The 17377-nt window shown below is 67.0% G+C and carries 15 protein-coding genes; 8 read left to right on the top strand and 7 right to left on the bottom strand.

What is annotated here, in order from left to right; all coding sequences use genetic code 11:
- Positions 1 to 70 precede the first annotated feature (70 nt).
- Complete coding sequence (gene smc, locus N6H05_RS04005) at positions 71 to 3514, top strand: chromosome segregation protein SMC (protein ID WP_284112796.1); 3444 nt, start codon at positions 71 to 73, stop codon at positions 3512 to 3514.
- A gap of 76 nt (positions 3515 to 3590) precedes the next feature.
- Positions 3591 to 4697 carry a pyridoxal phosphate-dependent aminotransferase gene (locus N6H05_RS04010; protein ID WP_284112797.1) on the top strand — a complete coding sequence of 369 codons (1107 nt, stop codon included), beginning with the start codon at positions 3591 to 3593 and terminating at the stop codon, positions 4695 to 4697.
- Here N6H05_RS04010 and N6H05_RS04015 read toward each other — a convergent pair.
- Both N6H05_RS04015 and ubiA read right to left on the bottom strand, forming a co-directional pair.
- Positions 4694 to 6160, bottom strand: a complete 1467-nt coding sequence (locus N6H05_RS04015) for a phospholipase D-like domain-containing protein (protein ID WP_284112798.1) — start codon at positions 6158 to 6160, stop codon at positions 4694 to 4696. The two genes, N6H05_RS04010 and N6H05_RS04015, sit on opposite strands and share 4 nt — an antisense overlap.
- Entirely contained in the window at positions 6157 to 7065 is a 909-nt protein-coding gene (ubiA, locus tag N6H05_RS04020; RefSeq protein ID WP_284112799.1) for a 4-hydroxybenzoate octaprenyltransferase, read from the bottom strand. The genes N6H05_RS04015 and ubiA overlap by 4 nt, the downstream gene beginning before the upstream one ends.
- Before the next feature lie 95 nt (positions 7066 to 7160).
- Between ubiA and N6H05_RS04025 the strand changes: the two genes are divergently transcribed.
- Together N6H05_RS04025 and N6H05_RS04030 are read left to right on the top strand one after the other, a co-directional pair.
- Complete coding sequence (locus tag N6H05_RS04025) at positions 7161 to 7907, top strand: 16S rRNA (uracil(1498)-N(3))-methyltransferase (protein WP_284112801.1); 747 nt, start codon at positions 7161 to 7163, stop codon at positions 7905 to 7907.
- A 101-nt stretch (positions 7908 to 8008) separates the two neighbouring features.
- Positions 8009 to 9382 carry a glutamate--cysteine ligase gene (locus N6H05_RS04030; protein WP_004209288.1) on the top strand — a complete coding sequence of 458 codons (1374 nt, stop codon included), beginning with the start codon at positions 8009 to 8011 and terminating at the stop codon, positions 9380 to 9382.
- A gap of 18 nt (positions 9383 to 9400) precedes the next feature.
- On the opposite strand, the gene N6H05_RS04035 is transcribed toward N6H05_RS04030, so the two are convergent.
- From N6H05_RS04035 to N6H05_RS04045, 3 genes are read right to left on the bottom strand one after another with little or no spacing between them, the layout of a single operon-like run.
- Entirely contained in the window at positions 9401 to 10702 is a 1302-nt protein-coding gene (locus N6H05_RS04035; protein WP_284114161.1) for a methyltransferase family protein, read from the bottom strand.
- A gap of 50 nt (positions 10703 to 10752) precedes the next feature.
- Positions 10753 to 11388: a DUF1345 domain-containing protein gene (locus tag N6H05_RS04040; protein ID WP_284112802.1), complete on the bottom strand. Its 636-nt coding sequence runs from the start codon at positions 11386 to 11388 to the stop codon at positions 10753 to 10755.
- A gap of 38 nt (positions 11389 to 11426) precedes the next feature.
- On the bottom strand, positions 11427 to 12002 hold the full coding sequence (locus N6H05_RS04045; protein ID WP_004209285.1) for a hypothetical protein: 576 nt from the start codon (positions 12000 to 12002) through the stop codon (positions 11427 to 11429).
- A gap of 141 nt (positions 12003 to 12143) precedes the next feature.
- On the opposite strand from N6H05_RS04045, the gene ruvA reads away from it, so the two are divergent.
- The 4 genes from ruvA to N6H05_RS04065 all read left to right on the top strand — a co-directional run bounded on the left by ruvA (position 12144) and on the right by N6H05_RS04065 (position 16167).
- Positions 12144 to 12749, top strand: coding sequence for a Holliday junction branch migration protein RuvA (gene ruvA / locus N6H05_RS04050; protein WP_037513240.1), 606 nt, complete (start codon positions 12144 to 12146; stop codon positions 12747 to 12749).
- A 75-nt stretch (positions 12750 to 12824) separates the two neighbouring features.
- Positions 12825 to 13130, top strand: coding sequence for a GIY-YIG nuclease family protein (locus N6H05_RS04055; protein ID WP_284112804.1), 306 nt, complete (start codon positions 12825 to 12827; stop codon positions 13128 to 13130).
- A 58-nt stretch (positions 13131 to 13188) separates the two neighbouring features.
- Positions 13189 to 14211, top strand: coding sequence for a Holliday junction branch migration DNA helicase RuvB (ruvB, locus tag N6H05_RS04060; RefSeq protein WP_284112805.1), 1023 nt, complete (start codon positions 13189 to 13191; stop codon positions 14209 to 14211).
- 177 nt (positions 14212 to 14388) lie between these two features.
- Positions 14389 to 16167 (top strand): AMP-dependent synthetase/ligase, encoded by a 1779-nt coding sequence (locus N6H05_RS04065; RefSeq protein ID WP_010337533.1) that lies wholly within the window; start codon positions 14389 to 14391, stop codon positions 16165 to 16167.
- 16 nt (positions 16168 to 16183) lie between these two features.
- Here the strand turns inward: N6H05_RS04065 and N6H05_RS04070 are convergent, their stop codons facing one another.
- Positions 16184 to 16585, bottom strand: a complete 402-nt coding sequence (locus N6H05_RS04070; RefSeq protein ID WP_284112806.1) for a hypothetical protein — start codon at positions 16583 to 16585, stop codon at positions 16184 to 16186.
- Between the two features lie 68 nt (positions 16586 to 16653).
- Positions 16654 to 17376 (bottom strand): hydroxyacylglutathione hydrolase, encoded by a 723-nt coding sequence (gene gloB, locus N6H05_RS04075; RefSeq protein ID WP_284112807.1) that lies wholly within the window; start codon positions 17374 to 17376, stop codon positions 16654 to 16656.
- Between the last annotated feature and the right edge of the window lies 1 nt (position 17377).

Raw genomic sequence — 17377 nt, forward strand, 5'->3', positions numbered from 1 at the left:
AAGGGGGGGCGACATCTGAAGGCCTGAGGCCCAAGGAGACCGGGGCGGCACCCTGCCCCGGCGTTTCCCCATGCAGATAAAGCGGCTCAAGCTTTCGGGCTTCAAGAGCTTCGTCGATGCGACCGAATTGCGCATCGAGCCGGGCCTGACCGGCATCGTCGGCCCCAATGGCTGCGGCAAGTCCAACCTGCTGGAAGCGATCCGCTGGGTGATGGGCGAATCCAGCGCCAAGTCGATGCGCGGCGGCGGCATGGAGGATGTGATCTTCGCCGGCACCACCAGCCGGCCGCAGCGCGACTTTGCCGAAGTGTCGCTGCTGACCGTCCAGGAACAGGGCGAGCTGTTCAGCGCGGTCGATGTCGGCGCCGATGGCGAGCTGGAGGTCACGCGCCGGATCGAGCGCGGCGCGGGCAGCGCCTATCGCGCCAATGGCAAGGATGTGCGCGCCAAGGATGTGGCGCTGATCTTCGCCGATGCCGCCACCGGCGCGCACAGCCCGGCGCTAGTCAGCCAGGGACGGATCGCCGCCGTCATCGCCGCCCGGCCACAGGAACGGCGCGCCATGCTGGAAGAGGCGGCGGGGATCGCCGGCCTGCATGTCCGGCGCAAGGATGCCGAGCAGAAATTGCGCGCGGCCGAGGGCAATCTGGCCCGGCTGGACGAGATATTGGCCGACATGGACAGCCGTGCCGGCAATTTGCGGCGCCAGGCGCGCGCGGCGGAACGCTATATCCGCCTGTCCGAACAGATCCGCATTGGCGAGGGCCGGGTGATCTTCGCCCGCTGGCGCGAGGCCAATGCGAGTGCCGAGGCGGCGCGGGCCGAGGCGAAGCTGGCCGAGGCAACCGTGGGCGCGGCGCAGGAGGCGCTGACCGCGGCCAATGTCCATAGCGGCGCGGCCGTGACCGCGCTGGCCGAGCGGCGGGCCGAGGCATTGGCGACGCGCGATGCCGCCAGCGAATCCGGCCACCAGCTCAACACGCTGAAGGCCGAGCGCGACGGGGTCGTCCGGCGGCTGCATGACCTGGCGCAGCAGGCGGCGCGGCTGGACGAGGATCGCGAGCGCGAGGGGACGCTGGCCAATGACGCGGCCGAGGCGATCGCGCGGCTGACGGCCGAGGTTGCGAGCCTGAAGGCCCGGATCGCCGAGACCGAGGCAATGCGTCCCGATTTCGCCGCGCGTATCGCCCGCGCCGAGGATGGCGCGCGCGATGCCGAGCTGGAGCTGGCCAGGGCGATGGCCAAGCAGGCGGGCGAGCAGGCCGAGCTGCGCGTCGCGGAGGCGGCGCTGGCGGCGGCGCGCGACCGGCTGGGCCGGGCGGAACAGGCGATGCGGCGGCTGGAGGGGGAGGCGGCGGCCTTGCCCGATGCCGCGCCGCTGGAAGCGAAGCGCGACGAGGCGGCGGCAGCGCAGATAAGCGCCAATGACGATCGCGAGGCGGCGGAGGTGGCGATCGCGACGGCCGAGACGGAGCGGCAGGTGGCGAGCGAGGCGAGGGCGGCAGCGGAGGCCGCGCTGGCATCGGCGCGGGCGGCGCTGGCGGCGCTGGACAGCGAGGCGACGGCACTGCGCAAGGCGATCGATGCCGGGGGTAGCGGCCGGGCGCGGGCGCTTGACCAGTTGAAGGCGGCGCCGGGCTATGAGCGGGCGCTGGCGGCCGCGCTGGGCGACGATCTGGAGGCGCCGATCGGGGCGGAAGGGCCACGTCGCTGGGCGGGCGCTGAGGCGTTGAAGGATGATCCCGGCTTGCCCGACGGCGCCAGCCCGCTGGCCGCGCATGTGACCGCGCCCGCGGCGCTGGCGCGGCGGCTGGCGCAGGTGGCGGTGGTGGAGAAGGATAGCGGCCAGGCGCTGCAGGTCGGCCAGCGGCTGGTGACGCTGAATGGGCAATTGCGGCGCTGGGACGGCTATGTCGCGGTCGAGGGCGGTGCGGCGGCCGCCGAACGGCTGATCCGCATCAACCGGCTGGAGGCGATCGATGCTGCGCGTCCGGCAGCGGCGCAGGCGGTCGAGACGGCACAGGCAGAACAGACCGAGGCTGGCGCGCGCGAGAAGGCGGCGGTGGATGCGCTGGCGGCTGGGCGCACCAAACTGAGCGATGCGGAGCAGCGGCTGCGCGCGGCGCTGCGCGCGGCGGATGAGGCGGCCGGCGCGCTGGAGCGGCTGAGCGGCAAGCGCGAGGCGATCGAGGAACGGCTGGCCGAGGCGCGGCGCGACCAGCAAGCGGCGCAGGCCGAGCATGACAAAGCATCGGCCACGCGGGCCGCCCTGCCCGATGGCGCGGAGACGCGCGCGCAGGTGACGGCGCTGTCGCAGGCGAGCGAGAAGGCGCGCATGGCCGTCAGCCAGTTGCAGGCCGACCAGGCGCTGGCCGACCGCGCACTGTCGAGCGACCGCGAACGCATGGCGGCGGCCGATGCCGAGGCCAAGGGATGGAACACGCGTGCGGGCGAAGCGGCCAAGCGCATCGCCGCCATGGCATCGCGCGGCGAGACGGTGGTGCAGGAGCGCGCCGCGATCGAGGGCCAGCCCGAGGCGCTGGGCGCCACGATCGCCACGCTGACCGAGGAGCGTGAGGCGCAGGTCGAGCGCGCCGAGCAGGCCCACCGCGCCGAGATCGAGGCCGAGGCGACGCTGAAAGCGGCCGAGAGGCGTGCGGCCGATGCCGGCGAGGCGCTGGCCGGCGCGCGCGAGGCGCGGGCGACGGCGGTGGCGCGGGCGGAGGCGGCGGACGAGCGGCGGATCGAGACCAATCGCCTGTCGGGCGAGCGCTTCGAATGCCCGCCGCCGGTGCTGCCGGAGAAACTGGGCTTTCCCAGCGCCGACATCCGCATCGCCCAGAGCGAGCAGGCCGAGCATGACCGCCTCTCGGCCGAGCGCGAGCGGATCGGCCCGGTCAATCTGGTCGCGGCGCAGGAGCTGGAGGAGCTGGAAACCATCCAGGCGACCAGCCGGTCGGAAAGCGCGGAACTGACCCAGGCGATCAACCAGCTGCGCGGATCGATCGGCAGCCTCAACCGCGAGGGGCGGCAGCGGCTGCTGGCCGCGTTCGAGGCGGTGGACGGCCATTTCCGTCGGCTCTTCACCACCCTGTTCAATGGCGGCCAGGCGCATCTGGAACTGATCGACAGCGACGATCCGCTGGAGGCGGGGCTGGAGATCATGGCCCAGCCGCCGGGCAAGAAGCTGGCGGCGCTGACCCTGTTGTCGGGCGGCGAACAGGCGCTAACCGCGGTAGCGCTGATCTTCGGCCTGTTCCTCACCAATCCGGCGCCGATCTGCGTGCTGGACGAAGTCGACGCGCCGCTGGACGATGCCAATGTCGAGCGCTTCTGCGACCTGCTCGACGCGATGGTCGCCCAGACCCGGACCCGCTACCTGATCGTCACCCATAATGCGGTGTCGATGGCGCGCATGCATCGGCTGTTCGGCGTCACCATGGTGGAGCGCGGCGTCAGCCGGCTGGTATCAGTCAACCTGCACGGCGCCGAGGCGCTGCTGGCGGCGCAATAGGGCCAGCGCCGCGCAACCGGTCCTTGCTCCCGCGCGGCGGCTGGCGAAGCTGACGGCCTGATCACGGAGTTGTGCCATGGACCTGCCGCCCTTTGCCCTCGACCATTGGCTGTCGACCTATGATTTCGCGACGCCGCCGATCGCCTATAATCTGGCGTCGAGCACCGGGCCGCGCTGGAGCGTGGCGGAGATTTGCGCGCTGGGCGACACGCCGCTGGCAATCGACGATGTGGTGCTAAGCTATGCCCCGCCGGAGGGAAGCGCGGCGTTGCGCGCGGCGATCGCCGCCTTTCATGACAGCGAAGCTGACAGGGTGGTGGTGACCACCGGATCGTCGGAGGCACTGTCGATCTTCTTCTGCCTCGCGGCGCGACCGGGCGCGCATATGCTGATGCCTGATCCAGGCTATCCGGCCTATAAGGCGGTGGCGCAGGCCTGGGGGCTGGGGACGCGGCACTATGCGCTGACCCGCGAAACCGGCTTTGCGCAGGATGTGGATGCGATCCTGGTGCTGGTCGATGGCGACACCGCCGGGGTGGTGGTCAACACGCCGCACAATCCCAGCGGATCGGTGATGCCGCGCGCGGAGATCGCACGGCTGGCGGCGGCGCTGGCCGAGCGCGGCGTGCCGCTGCTGGTCGATGAGGTCTATCATCCGCTCTATTTCGGCGCGCCGCAGCAATCGGCCGCCGGCATCCCCAACGCCTATGTCACCAGCGACATGTCGAAGGCGCTGTCACTGCCCGGCCTGCGGATGGGCTGGATCATCGCGCCCGACGACGCCCAGCGCGCCCGGATCATCGACGCGCGCAGTTATTTCACGATCAGCAGTTCGCCCCTGCTGGAGCGGCTGGCGACCCATGCGCTGGAGCATAGCGCGGCCATCACCGATCGGTTGAAGGCCGTTGCGACTGTCAACATCGCTGTCCTCGACCAACTGATCGACGAGGCCGAGGGCAGGCTGCAATGGGTGCGGCCACAGGGCGGCACCACCGCCTTCCCCTGGCTGGGCGACGGGCGCGACAGCCGGCCGCTGTGCGAGGCGCTGGCAGCGCAGGGCGTGCTGCTGGCGCCGGGTGATTGTTTCGGCCAACCGGATCATATGCGGCTGGGCTTCGCGCAGCAGGCCGACGGCTTCGCGATTGCGGCGGAGCGGATCGCGACTGCCCTCGCCCTATTTTAGCTGCGGCCGAACCAGCCCTTCATCCGGCGGAACAGGCCGCGCTCGCTGACCGCCTCGAACATCTCGTCCGGCCCTTCGGGGTCGAGCACCTCATTGTCGGCGAGCCAGGCCTGGACATCGGCGAGGTCCGGCACCTCATAGGGGCGCAGGGTGCGGCCCGGCTTGGTGCGCAATTCCTCGATCGCGGCGATCAGGCCACGCTGGGCGATCACCGCCGACACACGCTCCCGCGGCAAATCGAGATGCTCGGCGATCAGGTCGTCGCGAATGGCCAGGATCGCATCCTGCCGGCCGTCATTGCCGGGCAGCGCGGTGTCGATCACCACGTCGCATTCGGTATCGAGCCGCATCGAGCGGTTGTTCATGTTGGACGAGCCGACGCGGATCAACCGATCGTCGACGATCAATATCTTGGCATGGACATAGATGGGGGCGCCGCGCGTGGTGAAGGGGTGATAGATGCGCAGCTTGCCATGCGGGTCGCGCTCCTTGAGCGCCTCGAACAGGCGGGCGCGGGCGGTATCCATCGCCTGCTGTTCCAGCCAGCCATCGGCCTGGAGCGGGTTGATGATGACGATGTCCGGTCCATCCGGATCGCCGAGCCGCTTGGCGATCGCCTCGGCAATGCGGCGCGAGGCGAAATATTGGCTTTCGGCATAGATGCAGTGCCGGGCAGCCGCGATCTGGTGGAGATAGAGCTGCTCGATCTCGATCAGCTCCTCCTGATCGTCCATCTTCGGCGCGGAGCGGGCGATGGCGACGTCGACATGCTCGAAATGGACCGGCAGCGCGTCGGGCCAGCAATCATATTCGCCCTCGACCGGGGCCAGTTCATCGCCGCCGGCGCCGACCCAGCGGGCACGGGCATGATCGCCCAGCGCCATCGCCACCGGCCCCTGCAAGGCGGTCGTCGCATCATGCCAGGGGCCATAAGGAGAGCCGTCGGGATGGCGACGGGCAGGATCCTCGTCGCGATGATGGCGCGTGTCCCAGCGGTCGCCGGTCATGTCGATGCCGCCGCAAAAGGCGAAGCAATCGTCGATCACCACGATCTTCTGGTGATGCGAGGCGGCGGGGGGATGATGGCCGTCCAGCTTCACCGTGACGCGCGGATGGGCCATCCATTTGAGCGTGGTGAAGAGGTTGGTCGGCCGGACCATCGACTTCATCGCGCCCATGTCCCAGCGCAGCAGATCGATTTCCAGGTCCGGCGTGCGTTCCACCAGCCAGCTGATGAAGTCGCCGATCACCACCGGCGCGCCATCATCGGCCTGGTCCTCGCGGATCAGGCTGATCGCGGCGTCGAAATCCCAGCCGATCAGCATGATCCGCTTCTTCGCCTTCAGCATCGCGGCGCGGGCATGGCGGAAATAGGCGTCGGCATCGACGATCACGCTGGCGCGCACCGCCTGTTCGATGCGCCAGCAATCCTCGCCGGGGGTGGGCAGACCGGTCATGCTCATGCGCCGGCACTCCCGACGACCAGACAGGCAAGGAACATCAGCAATCCTGCAAAACGGTTGGACCGGAATTTGACGAGCGGATCGGTGCCGTCTTCCTTCAGCGTGCCGACCTGCCAGAGCAGATGGGCGGCCATCGGCGCCAGCGCGACGAGCGCCAGAAGCTGCGGCCGGACCTGCCAGATGGCACTGGCCCAGAGCGCGAGCGCGACGAGATAGCAGAGCGTCACCCCGCCCCGGACATGGCGGCCCATCGACAGGGCGCTGGAGCCGATGCCGATCAGCGCGTCATCCTCCCGGTCCTGCAGCGCATAGATGGTGTCATAGCCCAGCACCCAGAAGATACAGCCGGCATAGAGGCACAGGCCCGGCAGGGTCAGCGCGCCGGCAATCTCGCTCCAGCCGACCAGCGCCGCCCAGGAAAAGACGATGCCGAGCCAGACCTGCGGCCATCCCGTGATCCGCTTCATGAAGGGATAGGCGGCGACCAGCGCCAGCGAGCCGAGCGCCACGACCTGGGCATAGCCGCTGAGCTGGAACAGCACGATCAGGCCGATCAGGCAGAGCGCGAGCAGCCCGGCCCAGGCGGTCTTGACCGACATCGCGCCGCTGGCGAGCGGCCGGGCGGCGGTGCGCGCGACCCGCGCGTCGAGATCGCGATCGACGATGTCGTTGAAGACGCAGCCCGCGCCGCGCATCGCGATGCTGCCGAGCAGCAGCCACAGGATCAGCGGCCAGCGGACAAAGGCACCGCCCGCCAGTGCCACCGCCCAGGCGCCCGGCCAGAACAGCAGCCACCAGCCGATCGGCCGGTCGAGTCGGGCCAGCGAGGCCAGGATTCGCGGGGTTTCCGGCAGGCGCGCGAGCAGGCCGCGCGCTTCGCTGTCGGGGACGATCGACTGATTCACTGCAACTCCGTTCGTCCCGCGCTTGTCGGGAACGCGCTTTCCTCTTTAGGGAAGAACGGGCCGACGACAAGCGCGGCCGGAATGGACGAGACAAAATGACCGCTACCCCCGCCTGGCCGCCGCAGAGCGCCCCGCGCCTGCATGTCGAAACGCTGCTGGGCGAAGGGGTCGCCGTGCCGGTCGACGGCAATGGCGCCCATTACCTCATCAGCGTGATGCGGGTGAAGCCGGACGATATCGTGCTGCTGTTCGACGGCAAGTCGGGCGAGTGGGCGGCACGGGCGCGCGACATTCGCAAACGCGACCTGGTGCTGGAATGCGTGCAGCAAACCAAGCCGCCGGAGGTGGTGCCCGATTTCTGGCTGTGCTGCGCGCCGATCAAGAAGGGGCGGATCGACCTGATCGCGGAAAAGGCGTGCGAGCTGGGCGTCGCGCGACTGCAGCCGGTGCTGACCCGGCGGGCGGTGGTCGACAAGCTCAATCTCGACCGGCTGCACGCCCATCTGGTCGAGGCGGCCGAACAATGCGGGCGTACCGCGCTGCCGGAGCTGACCGAAATGGTGAAGCTCGACGCGTTGCTGAAGGGCTGGTCGGCCGAGCGGCACCTGTTCTTCGCCGACGAGACCGGCGGGGCATCGCTGGACGAAACCTTGCGCGCCCATCCCGGCCCGGCGGCCTTCCTGGTCGGGCCGGAGGGCGGATTCGACCCCGCCGAGCGCGACGCGATCCGGGCGACGCCGGGCGCAGTGCCGGTGTCGCTGGGCCCGCGAATCCTGCGCGCGGAGACGGCCGCAATCGCCGCCACGTCGGCCTGGATGATGGTGAATGGCGACTGGGGCTAATGGTTTTCTTCCGCAACCAATTGAAGCGGACATAGGCCTGCCTTATCTGTCGCATTCGCGCCTCGATTTGACGCGCAAAGGGGAAAGATTAAGGGCGGGGCATGAGCACCAGAACAGACTCGGGCGGACATGATCCCGTCATCGAAAGCCGCGACCAGCTGATCGCGGCCTTTGCCAAGGGCGCCAAGCCCAAGGATCGCTGGCGGATCGGCACCGAACACGAGAAATTCGTCTATTCGACGAAGGACCATCACGCCCCGGCCTATGAGGAAAAGGGCGGCATCCACACGCTGCTGATCGGCCTGACCCGCTATGGCTGGAGCCCGGTGTTCGAGGGCGAGAATATCATCGCCCTATCCGGCGCCGACGGCACGATCAGCCTGGAGCCGGCGGGCCAGCTGGAACTGAGCGGTGCGCCGCTCGACAATCTGCACCAGACCTGCGCCGAGACCGGCCGCCATCTGGAACAGGTCAAATATGTCGGCGACATGCTGGGGTTGGGCTTCCTGGGCCTTGGCATGTGGCCGGACAAGACCCGCGCCGAGCTGCCGATCATGCCCAAGGGCCGGTACGACATCATGCTGCGGCACATGCCGCGCGTGGGATCGATGGGTCTGGACATGATGCTGCGCACCTGCACCATCCAGACCAACCTCGACTATGGCAGCGAGGCGGACATGGTGCAGAAGTTCCGCGTCTCGCTGGCGCTGCAGCCGCTCGGCACCGCGCTGTTCGCCAATTCGCCCTTCACCGAGGGCAAACCCAACGGCTTCCTGTCCTATCGCAGCCATATCTGGTCGGACACCGACCCGCAGCGCACCGGCATGCTGCCCTTCGTGTTCGAGGATGGCTTCGGATACGAGCGCTATGCCGACTATGCGCTCGATGTGCCGATGTATTTCGTCTACCGCGACGGCAAATATATCGATGCGGCGGGGCTTTCGTTCCGCGACTTCCTCGACGGCAAGCTGTCGGTGCTGCCGGGCGAGAAGCCGACCGAGAAGGATTGGGAGGATCATCTCTCCACCGCCTTCCCCGAAGTCCGCCTCAAGAGCTTCCTGGAAATGCGCGGGTCCGATGGCGGGCCGTGGAATCGCATCTGCGCGCTGCCGGCTTTGTGGGTCGGCCTGCTCTATGACCAGGGTGCGCTCGACGCCGCCTGGGATCTGGTCAAGGACTGGAGCATGGAGGAGCGGCAGGTGCTGCGCGATTCCGTGCCGAAGCTGGGCCTCGACGCGCCGGTGTCGGGCGGGCGCACGCTGCGCGACATCGCGCCGCAGGTGCTGGATATCGCCCGCTCAGGTCTGGCCGCGCGCCAGCGGTTCAACGCTGCAGGCGACAATGAGACCGGCTATCTGTCGGCGCTCGACGAAGTGATCGCCACCGGCAAGACCCCGGCCGAGCGGCTGCTCGACCGCTATCATGGCGAATGGGGCGGCGATGTCAGCCGCGTCTATGCCGAGGAAAGCTTCTGATCCTACCCAGCCCGCCGGTCATTCGGCGGGCTGGGTTTCCCGCGGTGCATCCGGCTTGCGGCCGACGACCCAGGCGAAGAAGCGCGGCACCGGCGCATTGCGCGCCATCCAGTCGCTATAGGCCTGATAGGCGGGATCGGCGGACAGATGCTGCTCCTCCGTCTTGGCCCGCCAATAATAGACAGCGTTGGTGACACCCAGCAGCGCGCAATTGCGCACCATGTCGGTCAGGCTGCCCGTGGTGGTGAGGAAGGGCAGCGACGAGAACCACCAGAAGAGATTCTTGGTCAGATAGGCCGGGTGGCGGGTCCAGCGATAGGGCCCATGGGTCAATATGCCGCGATGGGTGAGGTTGGAGAAGCGGATGCCGAAGGCGACCGTCGCCCAGGCATAGATGGCGGTCAGCAGCACCAGCAAGGCACCCAGCCCCCATTGCAGCGCCGGCATGCCCTGCGTCCAGACATCCCATTCGGCGCCGCCGCCATGATAGTCGAACGGCCCGCCCGCCCCCATCATGACGAAGGGCGGATAGCAGAGCAAAGCCGCGAGCCAGCCGCCCAGATAGGGATTGGCGGTGCGGATATGGGAATCCAGCGGCTTCATCGTCAGCAGATAGCCGACCGTCGCCATGCAGACGTCGATCATGAACATGATGCCGATCAGGAAACCGGTCAGCGCGACCGGATTGTGCAGCAGGTCCTCGAGCCGCCAGTCGATGACGCTGGAAAAATTGCCCGGCACGATGCTGATCATGAAGGCAGTGAAAAAGCCCTTCACCGCCCAGGCGCGGGCATGGTTGGCGACCTGCGCCATGTCCGCCTTGCCGGCCGCGCCGCCAATGACCCATTGGCCGAAGGCGAAACAGGCATCGCGCGGTTCGACCAGCCGGCGGTCGAGCCAGATAACATAGGGAATGGACAGCAACAGCAGCCAGGGCGCCGCCGCCATCAGCAGGTCCATGGCGAAGCGATAGCTGCCAGTCCAATACCAGCGGCCGATGCAGTAGCAGACGGCAATGGCCAGCCATGTCGCCCACAGGCCCGCAATCTTCACCAGACTGACGTCGAGCATGCTGCGGACCGAACGGGCCGGCGCGTTCCAGTCGACGCCGGTGCTGGGGTTGCGATGCACCTTGTCCACCAGCAGCGACCAGAGCACCATCGGTATGCCGCAGGCGACCACCGCGGCCAGACCCGCATTCGGCCCGTTCATGCCATAATGGCGCGCCACCAGGGTCCAGAGGCCGAGGCCGACGAGGCCGGCAATGCCGACACCATGGCTGACGGCGGATTTGGGGCAGGGATCGACGCTCTTGCTCATGGGATCGGGCTTATAGCCGATATTGGTAAGCAAGCCATGAAGCCATCGCCTCAGCCGCCCAGTACGTTGATGGTGAAGGCGAGGATGCCGAGGTTGAAGACGAAGGCGGCGAGGCAATGGAGCGTCACCGTGCGGCGCATCCCGGTCGAGGTGATCGACACGTCGGATGTCTGGAAGGTCATGCCCAGGGTGAAGCCGAAATAGAGGAAGTCCCAATAGACCGGCTCGTCCGTGTCCGGGAAATCCAGGCCGCCCGCATCCTTGCCCTTGTCGTCGGCGAGGTAGAAGGCATGGGCATAGTGCATCGCATAAACGAGGTTGGAAAAGAGCCAGGCGATGACGAGCGTGGCCAGCAGCAGCACGACGCTTTCCGCACCGGGATGGCCCGGCGCGCTGGCGGCGACGCCGACCGCGACCAGGATGACGATGCACACTACCCCGGTCAGCAGCAGCATCAGTTGCCGGTTCACGTCGTTGAGCACGGCCTTGCGCCGCATCTGGGCCGGATCGGAATCGATGAGCGGCACGGCGGCGAGGCAGAAGGCGATGGCGGCAAGGTCGAACCCGCCCATCACCGCCTCATGCCAGGGCAGCCACAGCATCAATGGCGCGATCGACAATAGCAGCATGAGGAACATGCCATAGCGCCAGGGGAAGAGGGTGGATCGCTTCTGCGTCTTGGCCATGGTGCATCAAAGGCCTGAAAATGCCGCCGCGCAAGCGTTTAGAGTACGGTCGCCACGAGGCCGAGCGCGGCCGCCTCATTGGCTTCCAGATACCAGTTTTCCGGCGCGCGCTGCAGCACCTCCTCCATCGTCACCTGCGACCCCAGGATGAGATTGGCAAAGCCCTCATTCTGGATCGCGATCGATGCCTCGATCTCGTGGAGCGAGGCCTTGAGCGTAGCGATGCAGGTGGAGAGCGGCCCTTCGAGATGGATATTCTTGGTGATGAGCCGCTCATGGATCATCAGCCGGGTGCCGCGCGTCAGGTAGCGGTTTTCGGTGGCGAAGAAGCTCATGAAGGTGGCGCCGGCGGAATAGACCGCGGTCTTGCCGAGGAAGACCAGCCGCCGTTCGGGATAGAGGTCCGAATGGAAGCGGATATCCTCCCCCATCATCCGCGCGATCTCCGGATCGCCACCCAGGGTGGAGATTTCCACTACCACCAGCCCCTGCTGCGGCGCGGTGGACAGGCAATTCTTGAAATGCAGATACATGCCATGATCGACCACGCCCGACAGCATGATCGCGGGAAATTCGAAATCCTTGGGGGTCAGCATCGGCGCGGTCATCAGCATCGTCTCTTGGTCCTCTGGCGGATGGCAATCGACCGGCATTACGCACGGGCCGCCATTTGGTGCCCGAGCGGCCATGCGCTTTTGTCTGGCGCGGGGCGCAAGAGGCTGTAAAGAACAGATCATGACCATGGGGCAATGGCGATGATCGCGAAACTCAAAGGACGGCTGGACAGCACGGGCATCGACCATGCCATCATCGATGTCGGCGGGGTCGGCTATCTGGTCGGCGCATCGTCGCGGACGCTGGCGGCGCTCGGCCCGGTGGGCGAGGCGGTGACCATCCATACCGAGATGCTGGTGGCCGAGGATTCGATCCGGCTGGTCGGCTTTGCCCGAGCGGAGGAGCGCGACTGGTATCGGCTGCTGACCCATGTGCAGGGCGTGGGATCGCGCGTGGCGCTGGCGATATTGTCGGCGCTGGAACCGCTGGAGCTGCATCGCGCGATCATGATGGGCGACAAGGCGATGATCGCGCGCGCCAACGGTGTCGGCCCCAAGCTGGCCCAGCGCATCGTCAATGAGCTGAAGGACAAGATCGGCGCCGCCCCGGCCGGTGCGCCCGGCATGCCGGGCGTGGTCGCGCTGCCGACCGGCAGCTTTGCCGCCGACGCGCTGTCGGCGTTGCAGAATCTGGGCTTCAAGCCGGCCGAGGCGAGCGGCGCGGTGGCCGCCGCCGAAGAGGAACTGGGCGACGGCGCCAGCCTTGACGCGCTGGTCCGCCTGGCGCTGCGGAAGGCGGCGAAGTGACGGCCTTCCGCCAAGGCCGTCATGCTGAACTTGTTTCAGCATCCATGGCGCCGGCTGCACCGAACGGAGGCATCAATGAAGCAGCCGTGCGTCTATATTCTGGCAAGCCAGCCATATGGCACGCTCTACATCGGCGTGACCTCCAACTTGCTGGGCCGGATGATGCAGCATCGCGCAAGCAGGATGCCGAGCTTTACCGCTCGATATGCCGTGCATCGGCTTGTCCGTTACGAAGCCTGCGATACGATGGAACAGGCCATCCTTCGCGAAAAGCAGCTGAAACGGTGGCATCGCCAATGGAAAATCAATCTCATCGAAGCCGACAATCCGCAATGGAGCGATCTGGCGATGGAATTGGGATTGCCCCCCTTAAGTCCGTGACGGGGGCAGGATGGATGCTGAAACAAGTTCAGCATGACGAAATGAGTGATATCCGCTGATGAGCGAAGAGGATCGCCTGATCACCCCGGCCCGTCGTGCCGAGGATGTCGATGCGGCGCTGCGGCCCAAGTCGCTCGACGAATTTGTCGGGCAGCAGGCGGCGCGCGAGAATCTGCGTATCTTCATCCAGGCGGCGCGCACCCGTGGCGAGGCGCTGGACCATGTGCTGTTCTTCGGCCCGCCGGGCCTGGGCAAGACGACGCTGGCACAGATCGTCGCCAAGGAAATGGGCGTGGGTTTCCGCGCCACGTCCGGCCCGGTGATCGCCAAGTCGGGCGACCTGGCCGCCCTGCTCACCAATCTGGACGAGGGCGATGTCCTGTTCGTCGACGAGATTCACCGGCTCAATCCGGCGGTCGAGGAAGTGCTCTATCCCGCGATGGAGGACCGGGCGCTCGACCTGATGATCGGCGAGGGACCGTCGGCCCGCTCGGTGCGGATCGACCTGCCGCGCTTCACCCTGGTCGGCGCAACAACGCGCCAGGGGTTGCTGACGACGCCGCTGCGCGACCGGTTCGGCATTCCGGTGCGCCTGCAATTCTATACCGTCGAGGAACTGGAACTGGTGGTGCGGCGCGCGGCGCGGCTGCTGGACCTGGCGATCACGTCGGACGGCGCGATCGAGATTGCCCGCCGGTCGCGCGGGACGCCGCGCATCGCCGGGCGACTGCTGCGCCGGGTGCGCGACTTTGCAAATGTCGCCGGCGCCCCGACCGTCGATGCCAAGGTGGCGGATGCGGCGCTGCAACGGCTGGAGGTCGATCATCTCGGCCTCGACCTGATGGACCGGCGCTATCTCCACATGATCGCCGACATCTATCGTGGCGGGCCGGTGGGGGTCGAAACGCTGGCGGCCGGTCTGTCCGAAGCGCGCGACACGATCGAGGAAGTGGTCGAGCCTTATCTGATCCAATTGGGACTGATCGCCCGCACCGCGCGGGGCCGTTGCCTCAACGGGCCGGGCTGGAAGCATCTGGGCCTCAATCCCCCGGCCGGGTCGCAGGACGGGCTGTTCGACTGATCCCATTGGCGCTTGCGCCATTCGGCCAGCCTTTCTAGAGCGCGCGCTTTCCCGATTCGACGCAGCGATATGCGCCGAAACCCGTTATTGTGCATGGCCGTTACGGCAAGGCCGGGCTATAGCCAGCTGGCGCTGCAGGCGCGCGGCAGACGCGCCGATGTAAGAGGAGTTGAGCCTGTGAGGGCGATCGAACGTTTCCCCAATCTGGTCACCATGTTCTTTGCCCGCGCCAAGGAAAAGGGCGACGCCCCCTTCCTGTGGCGCAAGACGCAGGGGACATGGCAATCGCTGAGCTGGGCCGAAGTGGCGCGCCAGGTGGCAGCGATGGCGGCCGGGCTGAAGGCGGAAGGGCTGAAGCCCGGCGACCCGGTGATGCTGGTCAGCGAAAATCGCCCGGAATTCTGCATCGCCGATCTGGCGATCATGGCAGCCGGCTGTATCACCGTGCCGACCTACACCACCAATACGACGCGCGACCATCAGCATATCCTGACCGACAGCGGCGCACGCGCGGTAATCGTGTCGACCGCCAAGCTGGCGACGACGCTGATGCCCGCCGTGCTGCGATCGCAGGTCAGCCTGGTCATTCCGATGGAGCCGATCCGCGGTGCGCAGGGCAATTATACCTGCCGTCTGTGGTCCGATTTGATCGCCGCCCATCCGGCCGATGTCGATGCCTGTGCGCTGGCGCAGACGGCGGCGCGCAGCGACCAGGCGTGCATCATCTATACCAGCGGCACCGGCGGCGCCCCGCGCGGCGTGATGCAGCATCATGGCGCGATCCTGGCCAATGTCGAAGGCGCGGGACAGGTGGTGCTAGAGGATTTCGGCTGGGGCGACGAGGTTTTCCTGTCCTTCCTGCCCCTGAGCCACGCCTATGAGCATAGCGGCGGCCAGTTCCTGCCGATGCTGCTGGGCGGGCAGATCTATTATGCCGAAGGGCTGGAGAAGCTGGCCAGCAATATCGAGGAAGCCCGGCCGACCATCATGGTCGTGGTGCCGCGCCTGTTCGAGGTGCTGCGCACCCGCATCATCAAGTCGATCGAGAAGCAGGGCAAATTCCCCACCTATCTGCTCAACCAGGCACTGCGCATCGCCGCCAAGGAGCAGCAGGGCAAGTCGTCGATCGTCGACCTGCCGATGAAGGCGCTGCTGTCGCGCACCCTGATCCCCAAGATTCGTGCCCGTTTCGGCGGGCGGATGAAGGCGCTGGTGTCGGGCGGCGCGCCGCTGAACCCGGATGTCGGCCTGTTCTTCGAGGCGATGGGGCTGATGCTGCTGCAGGGCTACGGCCAGACCGAGGCCGGCCCGGTGATCAGTTGCAACCGCCCCGCCGCCGGCATCGCGATGGACACGGTCGGCCCGCCGCTGGACGGGGTCGAGGTCAAGATCGCCGAGGATGGCGAGATATTGGTGCGCGGCGAGCTGGTGATGCACGGCTATTGGCGCAACCCGGCCGAGACCGAGAAGGTGCTGAAGGATGGCTGGCTGCACACCGGTGACATTGGCGAGATCGACGATCGCGGCCGCATCCGTATCACCGACCGCAAGAAGGATCTGATCGTCAACGACAAGGGCGACAATGTGTCGCCGCAGAAGGTCGAGGGCATGCTGACGCTGCAGCCTGAGATCGGCCAGGCGATGGTCTATGGCGATCGTCGCCCGCATCTGGTCGGCCTGCTTGTGCCGGATTCGGAATGGACGATGGAATGGGCGGCGGCCAATGGCCGGCCGATCAAGGGCATCACCGATGATCCGACCTATCTGGCGGCGCTGCGTGCGGCGGTCGACCGGGTCAATGACGATCTGTCGGTGATCGAGCGGGTGCGCCGCTTCATCCTGGCGGATGAGCCGTTCGCGATCGAGAATGAGGAACTGACGCCGTCGATGAAGATCCGGCGCCATGTCATCCGCAAACGCTATCAGGATCGGCTGGACGCGCTCTACAAGGGATAAGCGCGTCCAATCGGACTTACGGAGCCGGCGGACGATAGGGAATGAAATCGCCCAGCGCGCAATTGCCGGTCGGAATGCCGATCGTCAGATCCGCGCTGCTCGTGATGTCACCCCGGCAATATTGCGAACCGAAGGTGCGCACGATCATCGTGTCGCCGCGGGCCAGGCCATTGCAGCTACCGATCAGTTCGTTCTTGTAGATCAGCTTCTTGCTGACCCGATAGAGCAGCGTATTGCCGCTGATGACGGTGAAATTGGTCTGCGGCTCGCGATTGACGCAGGTCACCTTCTCGCCCGGCACCAGTCCGGCCAGCGCCTTGTCCATCTTAGCCGCCTGCTTCTCGGTCAGCGGCGTCGGCTCATAAGTGCCGCTGCAGGCCGCCAGCGCCAGCGGGGCCAGACATATCCATGCGCGCATCGCCTCTCTCCATCCATGTCCTTGCAAACAGGACGCCATGATAACGCGGAATCCGTCGAGGACCGCGCCTAAAATGCGTCCTTGCCGGCGCGCCGCTCCGCCAGTTGGGCGACGTCCTGTGCGCGCATGAAGATGTTGGTGTCGCGTTCCAGCGCGATGGTGGTGGGCACGGTTGGTTCGCCCCGCGCACGGGCAGCAAGGACATCCACCATGCGCACCTGAAGCGCGGCATTGTCCGGCTCAACCGTCAGCGCGAAGCGGCCGTTGCTCTCCGTATATTCATGGGCGCAATAGACGATGGTGTCGCCCGGCAACGCCTTGAACCGCTGCATATTGGCGAACATCTGCGCCGCCGTCCCTTCGAACAGGCGGCCGCAGCCCATGGCGAAAAGCGTGTCGCCGGCGAAGAGGATCGCGTCATCGGCCAGATGATAGGCGATATGGCCGGCGGTATGGGCGGGAACGGCCATCACCATGGCGACATGATCGCCGATGCGGACGCTGTCCCCCTCCCCCACCTGTCGATCGAGCGTGTCGATCTTTGCCGCTTCGGCCGCCGGGCCGGTGATGATGCAGCCAGTCGCAGCCTTGATGCCGGCATTGCCGCCGACATGATCGGGGTGCCAATGGGTGTTCCAGATCTGGTCGATGGTCCAGCCGCGTTCCGCAGCCGCAGCCAGCACGGGCTCGGCGACCGACGGGTCGACCGCGACCGTCTGGCCGCTGGCATCATCATGCAACAGCCAGACATAATTGTCCGAGAGGACGGGGACGCGGACGACCTGCAGCATC

The sequence above is a fragment of the Sphingobium sp. WTD-1 genome, from assembly GCF_030128825.1.
Taxonomy (GTDB): domain Bacteria; phylum Pseudomonadota; class Alphaproteobacteria; order Sphingomonadales; family Sphingomonadaceae; genus Sphingobium.

Bases quoted from the DNA above. Each gene is read 5' to 3' on its own strand.
- smc (WP_284112796.1), top strand. From the start codon at position 71: ATGCAGATAAAGCGGCTCAAGCTTTCGGGCTTCAAGAGCTTCGTCGAT.
- N6H05_RS04010 (WP_284112797.1), top strand. From the start codon at position 3,591: ATGGACCTGCCGCCCTTTGCCCTCGACCATTGGCTGTCGACCTATGAT.
- N6H05_RS04015 (WP_284112798.1), bottom strand. From the start codon at position 6,160: ATGAGCATGACCGGTCTGCCCACCCCCGGCGAGGATTGCTGGCGCATC.
- N6H05_RS04025 (WP_284112801.1), top strand. From the start codon at position 7,161: ATGACCGCTACCCCCGCCTGGCCGCCGCAGAGCGCCCCGCGCCTGCAT.
- N6H05_RS04030 (WP_004209288.1), top strand. From the start codon at position 8,009: ATGAGCACCAGAACAGACTCGGGCGGACATGATCCCGTCATCGAAAGC.
- N6H05_RS04035 (WP_284114161.1), bottom strand. From the start codon at position 10,702: ATGAGCAAGAGCGTCGATCCCTGCCCCAAATCCGCCGTCAGCCATGGT.
- N6H05_RS04040 (WP_284112802.1), bottom strand. From the start codon at position 11,388: ATGGCCAAGACGCAGAAGCGATCCACCCTCTTCCCCTGGCGCTATGGC.
- N6H05_RS04045 (WP_004209285.1), bottom strand. From the start codon at position 12,002: ATGCTGATGACCGCGCCGATGCTGACCCCCAAGGATTTCGAATTTCCC.
- ruvA (WP_037513240.1), top strand. From the start codon at position 12,144: ATGATCGCGAAACTCAAAGGACGGCTGGACAGCACGGGCATCGACCAT.
- N6H05_RS04055 (WP_284112804.1), top strand. From the start codon at position 12,825: ATGAAGCAGCCGTGCGTCTATATTCTGGCAAGCCAGCCATATGGCACG.
- ruvB (WP_284112805.1), top strand. From the start codon at position 13,189: ATGAGCGAAGAGGATCGCCTGATCACCCCGGCCCGTCGTGCCGAGGAT.
- N6H05_RS04070 (WP_284112806.1), bottom strand. From the start codon at position 16,585: ATGCGCGCATGGATATGTCTGGCCCCGCTGGCGCTGGCGGCCTGCAGC.
- gloB (WP_284112807.1), bottom strand. From the start codon at position 17,376: ATGCTGCAGGTCGTCCGCGTCCCCGTCCTCTCGGACAATTATGTCTGG.